At 52.5% G+C, this 13,218-nt stretch carries 10 protein-coding genes; 8 read left to right on the top strand and 2 right to left on the bottom strand.

Annotated features, from left to right (window positions below; genetic code table 11):
- Positions 1-280 precede the first annotated feature (280 nt).
- Complete coding sequence (locus FKW19_RS15680) at positions 281-547, bottom strand: hypothetical protein (RefSeq protein ID WP_238331415.1); 267 nt, start codon at positions 545-547, stop codon at positions 281-283.
- Positions 548-575: 28 nt separating this feature from the next.
- Between FKW19_RS15680 and FKW19_RS15675 the strand changes: the two genes are divergently transcribed.
- On the top strand, positions 576-1,361 hold the full coding sequence (locus FKW19_RS15675) for a hypothetical protein (RefSeq protein ID WP_238331414.1): 786 nt from the start codon (positions 576-578) through the stop codon (positions 1,359-1,361).
- A 74-nt stretch (positions 1,362-1,435) separates the two neighbouring features.
- Here FKW19_RS15675 and FKW19_RS06650 read toward each other — a convergent pair whose 3' ends face one another.
- On the bottom strand, positions 1,436-3,262 hold the full coding sequence (locus FKW19_RS06650) for a glycosyltransferase (protein ID WP_089179281.1): 1,827 nt from the start codon (positions 3,260-3,262) through the stop codon (positions 1,436-1,438).
- A 279-nt stretch (positions 3,263-3,541) separates the two neighbouring features.
- Here FKW19_RS06650 and FKW19_RS06645 point away from each other — a divergent pair, with 279 nt between their 5' ends.
- From FKW19_RS06645 to FKW19_RS06615, 7 genes are all read left to right on the top strand, one after another.
- Complete coding sequence (locus FKW19_RS06645; protein WP_089179280.1) at positions 3,542-4,516, top strand: glycosyltransferase family 2 protein; 975 nt, start codon at positions 3,542-3,544, stop codon at positions 4,514-4,516.
- A gap of 61 nt (positions 4,517-4,577) precedes the next feature.
- Positions 4,578-5,732 carry a bifunctional 2-C-methyl-D-erythritol 4-phosphate cytidylyltransferase/2-C-methyl-D-erythritol 2,4-cyclodiphosphate synthase gene (locus FKW19_RS06640; RefSeq protein ID WP_035350588.1) on the top strand — a complete coding sequence of 385 codons (1,155 nt, stop codon included), beginning with the start codon at positions 4,578-4,580 and terminating at the stop codon, positions 5,730-5,732.
- Between the two features lie 84 nt (positions 5,733-5,816).
- Complete coding sequence (gene dusB, locus FKW19_RS06635; protein ID WP_089179279.1) at positions 5,817-6,887, top strand: tRNA dihydrouridine synthase DusB; 1,071 nt, start codon at positions 5,817-5,819, stop codon at positions 6,885-6,887.
- Positions 6,884-7,993, top strand: a complete 1,110-nt coding sequence (locus tag FKW19_RS06630; protein ID WP_006116462.1) for a nitrogen regulation protein NR(II) — start codon at positions 6,884-6,886, stop codon at positions 7,991-7,993. Before dusB ends, FKW19_RS06630 begins: the two co-directional genes overlap by 4 nt.
- 56 nt (positions 7,994-8,049) lie before the next feature.
- The gene (ntrC, locus tag FKW19_RS06625; RefSeq protein WP_006116463.1) at positions 8,050-9,492 is read left to right on the top strand and encodes a nitrogen regulation protein NR(I); all 1,443 of its coding nucleotides are present in this window, start codon (positions 8,050-8,052) and stop codon (positions 9,490-9,492) included.
- 9 nt (positions 9,493-9,501) lie between these two features.
- Positions 9,502-11,766: a PAS domain-containing sensor histidine kinase gene (locus tag FKW19_RS06620; RefSeq protein ID WP_006116464.1), complete on the top strand. Its 2,265-nt coding sequence runs from the start codon at positions 9,502-9,504 to the stop codon at positions 11,764-11,766.
- Positions 11,756-13,147: a sigma-54 dependent transcriptional regulator gene (locus FKW19_RS06615; RefSeq protein ID WP_089179278.1), complete on the top strand. Its 1,392-nt coding sequence runs from the start codon at positions 11,756-11,758 to the stop codon at positions 13,145-13,147. Before FKW19_RS06620 ends, FKW19_RS06615 begins: the two co-directional genes overlap by 11 nt.
- The last annotated feature ends 71 nt before the right edge of the window (positions 13,148-13,218 follow it).

Here is a 13,218-nt window from a genome sequence, read left to right as displayed (position 1 = left end):
CGCAAAAACCGTCAATCAAATCGCCAAAACCCAGAAATTACCGGCCAAGCACATCAATCAAGGGTTCTTCGATCCCTCCACCTGTTGGGTTTTCCACACTGTTTGCGTTGCCGGTTGCAATTTTTTTCCGTACTTCTGTGCGTGATCGTGTTCTGGCAGCCTGTTTGGTTATTTTGGGTATAACAACGGCTTTGGCTCTTATGCCTTCGCAAATGGGTATTTTACGTTGGCCTTTGCGTTTTGTGCCGTATGTTTCTGTATTTGCAGCAATTACGACATTCTATGTTTTTTCAAAAAAGGACATTGTTGAAAGTTCTGCGAGACGGAATATATTTTTTGGAATTACCGCTTTGCTGTTTGTTGTTTCGGCTTCCAAAAATGTATTTGAGCGTCCCAAAGTTGTTGCTTTGGAGCTTTTAACAAGCATTGCGTTGGTAGCGGTGTGGTTTTTGTATGCCAGAAGCAAGAAAATAACCGGCAAAGATATTGGGCTTATTATTCCAGCGGCTATACCAGTATTTTCCCTGTTGCTGATGCTCGCCAGCATGCCTTCTCTGGGGAGGATTTATTTGCCGGTGAATGTACTGCCTTCTCATGTTTCTGTTCCTGCCTCAGTGAATATGCAGGGTAATCTGCTTTCATTTGCGCCTTGGAGTAGGGAGCATCCAAAGGAAGCGGCAGATCTGCAATCAAGCTTGTTTGGGTATTACAATATCCGTGCGCTCAATGGTTATTCTCCCAATGGGCAGGATTATACCGATGCCGTTTTAACGCACGATACATCTCATACCATTTTCAAACCGGATGATATTATTCCCAAACTGGCATCTGCTGTTATGCTGCCCGGTAATCCCTGTTTGTTTGATCTGTTTGCCGTTAGCAGCATGGTGGTGTCTTCCGATACCTATCAGAAATATCATCATGATTTTCTGGCCTGCGGATACCATAAGGTTGCTACAGCACAGTCTGGAATGCTGTATCTTTCTACGCCCAAAACGTATCCATTCAATCTGGCGTATTCCACGCAAACAGGCGTGACAGTGGAGCGTGAGACAGCAAATAGCATGACGTTTTCTGTGCCAGCGCATACAGCGCCCATGCAGATGGTTTTGTCTCGCCAGTGGTGGCCGGGTTACACCGCGCAAGGTTTGAATTGTAAAGTAAACGTAAGTGGTTTTCAGGATGTTTTGGTGCAGGTGGATGTACCAGCAGGATGTTCTGGTAAGCTGACAGTTTCCTATTTCCCGCACACATGGCCGCTGGCTTTGGTTTGCCTGCTGATGGGGGTGTTAGGGTTGGTGGTCTTTTTGTGGCAACTCAGCAGAGAGCGAAAATTGCAGCTTATTCTGCAAATGCGCTGATACTAAAAAGCCCGGCAATATTTTTGCCGGGCTTTTTTCTGATACGTCAGATTAAGAAAAAGACTTTGATAAACTCAGCTCTTTTTTTCTTCTGTTGTCAGTTCATTTTTGTAAACATGGCGCCAGAAATCTTCAGTTGTCATATTCGGCAGTGCTTTGACATAAGCTTGTTGCAGGGCAGGCATGGCGCGCGCAAATTTTGCACACACTGCCAACCCTTCTTTCCAGAGCTCAAAAAACAGTTTTCTGTTCTGAGTGGCGACATAACCCGTGCGCGTGGCTTCGTGATAGTAAAGCACGTGTTTAAAACGGAAGATATCACGGAAAGCCGCGTTAAAGTCTTTGAACTGGAAGCGCACATCATCCCGCATCAATACGGCTGGCAGAAGTGTACCATTGAGAGTGACAAGCCGTGCCAGGCGTCGGATACGTCCATCGTGATGATGATGGTGCAGAACCTCAATATCTTTCAGATCATAAGGCACCATTTTTTCACTGGGTGTCAGGGCGCCAATCTGGGCACGTACGTTAGCCATATCCATGTTGCGCACAAAGAATTCAGGCCCCTCCATCACGTGCTTCATGGCCATGATTAACGCTTTGGCGCTGGCGTAATTGTAGGAGAACAGAACACCACGGAACCAGACCAGAAAAACATCCAGATATGGTTTGGATTTTTCTTCTCCATTCAGCATCATCAGTACCATGGTCGCGCGCAGGCCCAGATACCGCGTCATCGGGCTTTCCTTGACGCTGAAGTCTTCTGCCATGGAGCAGATGCCGTTCATCGTTACCAGCGGGAATTTGTTCTGGAGTGAGAATTCCGCGTCATCCCCGCGCACAAAGAAGGGGTAGGGGAAGTGGCGCACGGCAGAAATGGGAAAGGCAAAGAACCACCAGCCGCCGTAGTTGGCGGCGGAATCATCCATTTCTGAAAGCAAAAGGTGGTGGATATTGCGCATGTCCAGCATGTGTTTACGGGCGATCCACCGGCCTTTTACAAAACGCGCTCCGGCTTCGTGCAGCTGCCAAGGCACAGTTTCACGAAGCTGGCTGCCTACAATGGCAGCGCGATCTTCCGTGCTGTAGCTCAGCAGCATGTAGGCACGGCAAACGGCCTCAAAGTCACAGCTAGCATCATCATCCATGAACAGACAGTGCGTAAAGCCGTGGTCTTTTGCGTACAGCAACCCGCGGGTAAAGCCGCCAGCGCCACCCAGATTCCGGTTAGGTATAACCAGCGCGCTTCCGGCTTCATCAGGTGTGACGTTTTGAGAGTTATCGACCACAATAACCTGCACCCGGTCTTTCCACTGTGGTGCATTCTTCAGGCCAGCTTCAAGCTTTTGCAGGGCAGGGAGCAGGTGCGGTTTACGGTTAAAGTGTGTGATAACAATAGCCATGTGGGCATCTCGCACTGGCTGCTGTGTGGTGGAAACATTGCCGCCGCGCAGGTAACCATCTTCCAGCGCTTCCACCCACATATAAAGCAGGCCGCGTTCCAGACCAGCCCAGAATGGCAGATCCAGAGAGACAGGTGCGCCTTCTTCCAGTTCCACTGTGTGTTCAAACAACCACCGGTGGGGCAGGCCAAGCTGATGCAGCCCAAAGCGGACAATAAACTTGCCTTTGCCTTCCAGCGTCAGGCTCAGGTTCTCAATGGCACAGAGTTCACGCCACCGTTCAACGGTAATGCCATTAAAGTATGTATCAAAGGCAGCCCGCCCGCCCGCATGAAATGAAAGTGTTTCTGGCGCAGCACGAAAAAGCTCAACCTTTTCATTCAGCGCCCGAAAATACAGATCTTCCGGGATAACGGACTGAAGAGCCGGAAAAATAATGTTCTGGAGCACCATAGGCGCATCCTTTACATTTTCTTTTAATATTTCTTGCGTGGCCATGAGGTAATATTATCCCTGAAAGAAGATATAAAGCGCCATATGGGGCTCTTTTAGTTTGCCACAGGCGGGATGCAAGCCTGAGAATGCCGTATTGGAGAGAATTTGCCGCACCCTGTTGCGGATTTGACAACAGCCTTTAGGCAAAATCTGTAGCACTTATTATTTAAGCTTTTTGTGCTTTGGTATCTGTATAAACTGGCAGCATGGAGCAAGCTCCAACATCTGATGGCTTGCTTGATTGAGATAGTCTTGTTCGATGCTGAATGAGAGGAAAAAATTTTGCCATCTGGTTTTTCGCCAGCGTTTAGCGTGGTTGTACCCTGTTATAATGAACAGGAAGTTCTGCCAATTTTTCACCAGCGGCTATCTGCCGTTATGGAAGGGGTTGGTGCGCCGTGGGAGGTTGTTTACGTAAACGATGGCTCGCGGGATCAAACGTTGGCTGGCATGTATGCTCTGGCAGAGCAGGATGGGCGCGTAAGTGTTGTGAACCTTTCCCGCAATTTTGGTAAGGAAATTGCTCTAACAGCAGGGTTGGATCATGCACGGGGTACGCGCGGCATTATTGTAATTGATGCCGATTTACAGGATCCACCAGAAGTTATTGCTGATCTGGTAGCCGCATGGACAGATGATGTAGATACTGTTTACGCCCGTCGCAACACGCGGGAAGGGGAGACTATTCCCAAACGGCTGACAGCATGGATGTTCTATCGTGTCATGAAGCGGCTAGGCAACAAAGTGGTTATTCCGCCAGATACAGGGGATTTCCGGCTGATGAGCCGCAGGCTGGTGGATAGCCTGTTGCTGCTGCGTGAACGGCACAGGTTTATGAAAGGGCTGTTTGCTTGGGTTGGCTTTCCATCCCGCGCCGTTCTGTATGATCGTGCCCCACGTTCTGCGGGTAAGAGCAGTTTTAATTACTGGTCTTTGTGGAACTTCGCGCTGGAGGGAATCACCTCGTTTTCTGTGCTGCCGCTTCAGTTAAGCACATATATGGGGCTTGGTATTTCCATACTGGCTGTGTGCTACGGTATCTGGATTGTTGGGTGCACCCTGTTATTTGGTAACCGGGTGGCGGGTTACCCCAGCCTTATGGCGGTTATCCTGTTTTTAGGCGGTATCCAGCTTATGACAGTTGGCTTGATAGGCGAATATGTGGGCCGTATTTTTAATGAAACCAAAAAACGCCCGCTTTATCTGGTAGAAGCCTATCGCCCGGCGCAGGAAAAAGAGCATACGGCCCAACCCTAAAGCCGTGTTCTGTCTATTTTGAGGCTTGACGGACAAGGCAGGCCGCCCCATTGCTTCGTACATGCGAGTAGCCGCCATTCTTTTGGCTGCCGGTACGGGCAGTCGTTATGCCGCCACTACGGGTTCTTCCATTCCCAAGCAGTACGTGCTGCTGGCTGGACAACCCGTAATCCGTCATGCAGCGCAAGCTTTATTGCCTCATGTCACCTCTATTCAGCCAGTTGGAGATCCTGCCTCCTTGAACGAGGCGCTGGAAGGATTGAAGATTCTGCCGCCAGTAGCTGGGGGTGAAACCCGGCAAGCCAGTGTGCGCGCAGGGCTGGAGGCACTGGATAAACTGCCAGAAGCCGAAAAGCCGGATATCGTGCTGGTGCATGATGGGGCCCGCCCGTATGTGACCGCGCAGGTGATTGGCAATGTTGTTTCTGCATTGGAGCAGCATCCTGGGGCCATTCCGGCTGTGCCAGTGGCGGATACACTCAAGCGGGAAAAAGATGGTGTGATTGATGGCACCGTCCCGCGGGATCATCTTTATCGTGCCCAAACGCCACAGGGCTTCCGCTTTGGCCTGTTTTTAGATCTCCATCGTGGTGCTGCATCCGTGAGTGCAACGGATGATGCCAAACTGCTGGAAGATGCCGGGTTCAGCGTCGCGTTGGTGGCGGGTGATGAAGATAATATCAAGCTGACATATGAGGGTGATCTGGTGCGTCTGGAACGACTGATCGGCCCCACGCTTCTGCCGCGCGTAGGGCTGGGTTACGATGTGCATGCGTTTGAGGAAGGGCGTCCGCTCATCCTGTGCGGTATTACGGTGCCCCATACCAAAGGCTTGGCCGGGCATTCAGATGCCGATGTGGGTATCCATGCGTTGTGTGATGCCATTTATGGTGCATTGGCTGAAGGTGATATTGGCCGCCATTTTCCACCCAGCCAGAATGAGTGGAAAAACGCAGATAGCGCCCGCTTTCTGGTGCACGCAGGCCAGCGTATCCGTGAACGCGGCGGCATGCTGGTAAATGCGGATCTGACACTGATTTGCGAGCGCCCTAAAATTGGCCCGCATTCTGAAGCCATGCGTAAACGTCTGGCAGATTTGCTGGAAGTGGATGTGGATCGGATTTCCGTTAAGGCCACCACATCCGAACGTCTGGGCTTTACCGGGCGTGAAGAAGGTATTGCCTGCACGGCTACAGTTTCTGTTCTGGTGCCCTAAGCTGGCGCCATTACGGTTTCTTATGTTGCGTAAGGCGCAGGGTGGCTGTATTTCTGCCTAAATCATAGGCAAACGGAAATAACAGTGCATACGCAACCCACCCTGCGTCCCATTACTCTGGGCAGTATCGTTTTGGATACGCCTGTCATTCTGGCCCCCATGTCTGGTGTGACAGATCTGCCGTTTCGGCGTCTGGCACGCAAGTTGGGGGCCGGTCTTGTTGTTTCTGAAATGATCGCCTCTTGGGCGATGGTGCGTGAAAACGATACCACCTTGCGTATGGCGGAGGTGGCGGATGCGGGTGGCCCAAATGCCGTGCAGCTTGCAGGGTGCGACCCGGATGCCATGGCAGAGGCCGCGCGTATTGCCGTAGGCCGCGGGGCAGATCTTATTGATATCAATTTTGGTTGCCCGGTTAAAAAAGTGGCCGTTGGCCAGATGGCCGGTTCTGCCCTTATGCGGGATGAAGGGGCTGCCGAGCGTTTGCTGGCTGCCGTGGTTAAAGCCGTGCCGGTACCCGTTACCCTTAAAATGCGCATGGGCTGGGATCATGAACACCTAAATGCCCCTGTGCTGGCGCGTATTGCGCAGGATGTGGGTATCCGCATGATTACGGTGCATGGCCGCACGCGCCAGCAGTTTTATAATGGCACGGCCAACTGGGCTTTTGTGAAAAATGTAAAGGACGCGGTGGATCTACCCGTTATCGTGAATGGTGACATTCTTACGGTTGGAGATGCGCGGGAGGCATTGGCGCAATCTGGCGCAGATGGGGTCATGATCGGACGTGGCTGTTACGGGCGTCCGTGGTTTTTGGCGCAGGTGGCACACGCTTTGCGTACGGGGCAGGAAATTCCCGATCCTGCTTTGTCGGAAGAAAAAGCCATTGTGCTAGAACATTATAATATGATGCTGGAGCACTTTGGTCAGCGCCCCGGCCTGCGTCTGGCACGCAAGCATGTCTCTTGGTATTCGGCAGGACTGCATGGCTCGGCATCATTCCGCGCGGCGTTTAATCGGGTGGAAACGCCAGAAGAAGCCATTGCCATGATTGCTGATTTTTACGATCAGCAAATTGCGGCTGGTGCGGTGCGAGAGCCGCGCGTTTCCCGTCATGCCATGGCGCAGCAGCAAGATCAGGTTCAGGCGGCGTGAAGGTAAAAGCAGCGCATGGGGTTGCTCAGCCCGATGCGGCGCTTGTTCTGGACAGTCTGCCCGTTCCGGTTTTGGAAATAGGGCCACAAAATACAATTCTTGCTGCCAATATGGCGGCAGAAGAGTTTTTTGGCATGTCTCGCCATCAGTTACGGCACGGTGGTTTGGCAGAAGTTGTTCCGCAGGACCATCCGGTTTACCTGCTGCTTCAGCATGTGCGCACCCGTGGTGGAAGTGTAACAGAGCATGAACTGCTGTTTAGTTCCCCACGCTTTCATCATGAAAGTGTCAGTGTGCAGGCCGCTGATGTGCCAGATTACCCGGACATCATTTTACTGACATTTCATGAGCCTTCCGCAGCCCGTATGCTGGATCAGCAACTTGCCTACCGTTCTGCGGCCCGTAGCGTTTCCGGGCTGGCCGCCATGCTGGCGCATGAGGTGCGCAACCCGCTATCTGGCATTAAAGGGGCTGCGCAGTTGCTGGAACAGGCCGTAACAGATGCAGACCGTGATCTTGCCACCCTGATTTGTGATGAGGTTGACCGTATTGATGCGCTGGTTGACCGCATGGGCATGTTTGGTGAAGCCAATCTGGATTTCCGGGCACTCAATATTCACAGAATATTGGAACATGTGCGCCTGCTGGCCAGCAACGGTTTTGCCAAGGGTATCAAAATTATAGAGCGTTATGATCCCTCCCTCCCGCATGTATGGGGGGATCGGGACAGGTTGGTGCAGGTCTTGCTTAACTTAGTGAAAAACGCAGCCGAAGCCATACGCAATACCGATAAAGGCGGGGAGATCACGCTGCTTACCAGCTATCGCCCCGGTATTCGGGTGGCTGTGCCGGGCACAGCCCAATGGCGGCACCTTCCGCTGGTTGTTACTGTGCGGGATACAGGGCCGGGTATTTCCGAAACAGTGCGCCCTCATTTGTTCGAGCCCTTTGTATCCACCAAGGTAAATGGAAGCGGGCTGGGGCTTGCTTTGGTCGGTAAGGTGATGGACGACCACGGTGGCGTTATTGAGGTAGAAAGCCGCCGCGGCTGTACGGAAATCAGCTTGTTTCTGCCGATTGTCGACCATATGGGGCATTCCGGGTGAGATGCCCCTTTGTGCAACAGTTCTGTTTTTCAGCTTTTTATCTGGTTTGAGACGTTATGACACCGCTGCCCACTATTCTTGTTGCTGATGATGATCGTTCTATTCGCACTGTGCTGGGGCAGGCATTGGGTCGGGCAGGCTATCAGGTGCAAACCACACCATCCGTAAACACACTCTGGCAATGGGTGCAGGAAGGTGAGGGGGATTTGGTGATTACGGATGTGATCATGCCAGATGGCAGTGGGCTGGATCTGGTTACGCGCATTCGCCAATTTCGGCCAGATCTGCGCGTTATTGTCATGAGCGCGCAATCAACTCTCACAACAGCGGTAAAAGCCACGCAACGTGGCGCGTTTGAATATCTGGCTAAGCCGTTTGATTTAAAGGAACTGCTGGCGGTTGTGGCAAGGGCGCTTACAACCCCAGTGCAGGAAGCCGAAAAACCAGCGGCCGATCAACCGCCAGAAGAACGCTTGCCTTTAATTGGGCAGTCCGTTGTTATGCAGGGGATCTATCGCAGCATTGCCCGCCTGACCACTTCTGATCTCACAGTCATGATTTCAGGGGAAAGTGGTACGGGTAAGGAACTGGTAGCTCACGCATTGCACGAATATGGTCGACGCAGAAGTGGGCCTTTTGTGGCCGTCAATATGGCGGCTATTCCGCGCAAGCAGATTGAAAGCGAATTGTTTGGGTATGAACGTGGCGGCACGTTAGGCCGCATGCCCGGACGGTTTGAGCAGGCCACAGGCGGTACGCTATTTCTGGATGAAATTGGAGACATGCCGCAGGAGGCACAAACCCGTTTACTACGTGTTTTGCAGGAAGGTGAATTTACCACAGTAGGGGGCACAACGCCCTTGCGTGCAGATGTGCGCATTATAGCTGCTACGCATAGAGATCTGAGGCAGGCTATTCAGGCAGGTACGTTCCGTGAGGATCTGTATTACCGCCTGAATGTGGTGCCGTTGCGCCTGCCACCACTGCGGGAAAGGTTGGAAGATATTCCGCTGCTGGCGCGGCATTTTCTCTCTCAGTGTCGGGATGATGGCGGAACGTACAGAATCCTGGATGAAAGTGCCATTACAAGGCTTCAGGCCTGGCGCTGGCCGGGTAATGTGCGAGAATTGGAAAACCTCATCCGCCGTATTGTGGCTCTGTATTCTCAGGAAACCATCACCGGCGATGTAATTGATGCAGAACTGGCCGAACCTCTGGCGTATGATCCGATTCCCAACAGCGTTATGGCGGCGGAACCTTTGTCGGAATCTGTTTCTCGCCATATCGCCCGTTATCTGGAAGCCGGGCGGGATGGTGTGCCGCTGCATGATCTGCATGCCCGGATTATTGCAGAAGTTGAACGTCCGCTTATCCAGATGACACTGGCCGAAACACGCGGCAACCAGATCAAAGCTGCTGCCATGTTAGGCCTGAACCGAAATACATTGCGGAAAAAAATTCGAGACCTTGAGATCCCTGTCGTTCGTGGCGTAGTCTGATCCTTAGGTATGAAGCAGCTTCTGTTCTCCCTAAGGCATCTTCTTTCCCGCACACGCCTGCATTGGCTCTTGCGTTCTCTGGAGCGTAAAACGGTTGCCATTACGCTTGCTGCGTTGGCGTTGTGTTTGGGGTTTGCCACGTTTGTAGTGCTTTCAGGGGGGATGTCCTTTGGGCATTATTCCCTGATTGAACCCTTGCTGCTGTTCCTGAATGGTATGGTGCTGGCGCTGCTTGTGGTGGCCTTGGCTATCCGTATCGGCCCAATGGTGCGCGAGCATCGGAAGGGGTTGGCTGGGGCGCGGCTGCATGTGCGGTTGGTTACGCTGTTTGGCATTGTGGCTGTGGCCCCCACGCTGGTTGTGGGCGCGTTTGCAACGTTGTTTTTCCATTATGGCATTCAGATCTGGTTTTCAGACCGGGTTAACACAGCGTTGAATGAAGCTTTGCAGGCTTCTCGCGGGTATCTGGTGGAACATAACGCCAATATCCGTACAGATGCGTTCTCGATGGCCAATTACATCATGAGCGCCCAGAATGAACTGGCGGCCAGTGGCATGGATCTGTTTCAGGATCACGATGCCTTGGCGCAAATGCTGGATAGTCAGGCCACCATGCGCGGGCTGACAGAAGCCTTGGTGTATGACCCCATTACCAACAAGGTTGTGGCCGCGGGCGGGTTGATGAGCCGCACGGGGTATTTGCAGGAACTGCCCCCTCCTGCGGCTACGGTTATGGCGCGCTCAAACGATGTGGCTATTCTGGATTCTCCAGATGAACGTACAGTGCGGGCTGTGGTGGAACTTTCTCAAACGCCAGCGCTTATGCTGGTCATTACCCGGCTGGTTGATCCAACTATTCTGGAGCACATGCATCGCACGGAAAAGGTGGTGGCGGATTACAAGCGGCTGAGCAACAACCGTGCCAAGATCCAGCTAACATTTGTCATGATCTTTGCGTTGGTGGCGTTGTTGGTGCTTGCTGCAGCAGCCTTGATCGGGCTGGCGCTTGCAAACCAGATTGCGCGCCCGCTGGGTTTGTTAAGCGTAGCTGCGCGCCGGGTAAGTGAGGGGGATTTGGGTGTTCATGTGCCTGAAAATGACAGGGATGATGAAGTTGCCAGTCTTTCCCGCGCTTTTAATCGCATGACAGAAGAACTGGCCAGCCAGCGTTCGGAGTTGATGGCTGCATATGGGCAGATCAATGAACGTCGGCGGTTTACCGAGGCCGTGCTTTCTGGCGTTTCAGCCGGTGTGATTGGGCTGGACGTTAAGCAGAATATCGAACTGCCAAATCGTGCTGCCTGTGTTTTGCTGCAAACAGATTTAATGGATGCCATTGGTGAGCCCTTGGCCCAACGTGTGCCGGAATTTTCCGAGTTTTTGCAAGAAGCACGCACAACGCCAGATGCTGTGCTCACGCGGGAAATTCAGATAGGTCAGCAAGCTAGCCAGCGTACCTTGTTGGTGCGTTTGGGGGCCGAGCTACGGGGCACGATTACCGAAGGGTACGTGATGACATTTGATGACATTACGGCCCTGCAACAGGCGCAACGTAAAGCTGCATGGGCCGATGTGGCACGGCGTATTGCGCATGAAATCAAGAATCCGCTTACGCCTATCCAACTGGCGGCTGAACGGTTAAAGCGACGTTTTTTAAAAGAAATTACTTCCGATCCCGATACATTTTCGCAGTGTGCAGATACAATTGTGCGGCAGGTGGGGGATATCGGGCGCATGGTGGATGAGTTTTCGGCCTTTGCGCGTATGCCGCAGCCTGTCATGAAAGACGAGGATATTTCGCGTATTGTGCGTGAGGTGTTGATTCTGCAAAGAAACGCACACCCAGAAATTGCCTACCATCTGGATATTCCAGACAGAGGCCCCAAAGCACGATGTGATAGAAGATTGATAAGTCAGGCACTTATTAATCTTTTGCAGAATGCGGCGGATGCCATTGCCATGACAGCCAGACAGGGCGAAGCTACAGATCAAGCATCCGCTACAAAGGGTGAAGTGTCGGTTCGGATTATAGAAGGTGCAGAAGATATCGCCATAGAAGTGGCAGATAACGGAGTGGGACTTCCATCGGACGATAGAAATCGTCTGACGGAACCTTATGTGACGCACAAAGCCAAGGGTACTGGTTTAGGTTTGGCTATTGTGAAAAAGATCATGGAAGATCATGGTGGAACAGTGCGTCTGGAAGACAAAGCGGGAGAAAGAGGAACTGTGGCTACTCTGATTTTGTCGGTGAAAGACAACCATGGCGCATGAAATCCTGATTGTTGATGATGAACCCGATATCAGAATGCTGATTGAGGGCATTCTGAGTGATGAAGGTTATGAAACACGCGTAGCCGCCAGTGCAGATACCGCATTGGCCGCTTTTCGGGCTCGTAGGCCATCACTTGTTATTCTGGATGTTTGGCTACAAGGGTCAGACATGGATGGTCTGGCCATTCTTCAGGCCATGAAAGCCGAGGAATCTTCGGTTCCTGTTGTCATGATTTCTGGCCATGGCACAATTGAAACAGCCGTGGCGGCGCTTCAGCATGGTGCTTACGATTTTATAGAAAAGCCATTTCAGGCAGATAGACTGCTGGTTATTGTACGGCGTGCGCTGGAGGCTTCGCGGCTGGCGCGTGAGAACGAAGAACTGCGCATAAAAGCCGGGCAGGATACGGAACTGTTTGGTAACAGCACCCAGATTGCAGCCGTTAGAAACCAGATAGAAAAAGTAGCTCCCACAGGCTCACGCGTACTTATCAGCGGTGGACCGGGGGCAGGCAAGGAAGTGGCTGCCCGTATGATCCATGCTCGCTCCAAGCGGGAGGACGGCCCTTTTGTTGCGCTCAACTGCGCCACGCTGGCACCAGGACGGTTTGAGGAAGAACTGTTCGGGCTTGAAGGCGGCACAGAAGGCGTAGGTCGCCGTACCGGGGTGCTGGAACGCGCACATGGTGGCACGCTTTTGCTGGATGAAGTGGCAGATATGCCGCTGGAAACACAGGGCAAGATTGTAAGGGCCTTGCAGGATCAGACATTCGAACGTCTGGGTGGTGATGCCCGCGTTAAAGTGGATGTGCGTGTGCTGGCTACCACAAACCGTGATTTGCAGGCTGAAATTATGGCCGGGCGTTTTCGGGAAGACCTGTATTATCGGTTAGCAGTTGTGCCGCTGCGTATGCCCGCGCTACGAGAAAGAAGGGATGATATTCCCGGGCTTGCAGCCATGTTTTTGCGCCGCGCAGCAGAAATGGCTGGTTTGCCTACGCGTGAACTCTCGCCCGATGCCGTTGCCGCCCTTCAGGCCTATGATTGGCCGGGTAATGTGCGAGAGCTGCGCAACCTCATGGAACGTGTGCTGATTATGCAGCCCGGGAGCAGCCAAGAGCCCATTCGCGCAGATATGCTGCCCTCTACTGTGGGGGAAAGTGCGCCCGCATTGCTGAAGTTTGATGCCTCAACAGATGTTATGGCATTGCCCTTAAGAGAAGCGCGTGATCTGTTTGAAACCCAGTATCTGCAAGCTCAGCTTTTGCGTTTTGGCGGGAATATCAGCCGTACAGCGCTGTTTGTGGGCATGGAGCGCAGCGCTTTGCATCGCAAACTTAAGCAGCTTGGTGTAACATCTGAGGAACGAGGCGTGGGCTGACATGTTTCAAGGTTGCAGGCTTTAGGCAGGCAGTCCGGCTAAAATATAATAATGAGAACGGAATAGGGCCT

This window comes from Acetobacter sp. DmW_125128 (genome assembly GCF_008704325.1).
Classification (GTDB): domain Bacteria; phylum Pseudomonadota; class Alphaproteobacteria; order Acetobacterales; family Acetobacteraceae; genus Acetobacter; species Acetobacter oryzifermentans.
Note: the sequence above shows the minus strand (reverse complement) of the source record. Positions and strands in the feature narration are given on the sequence as shown.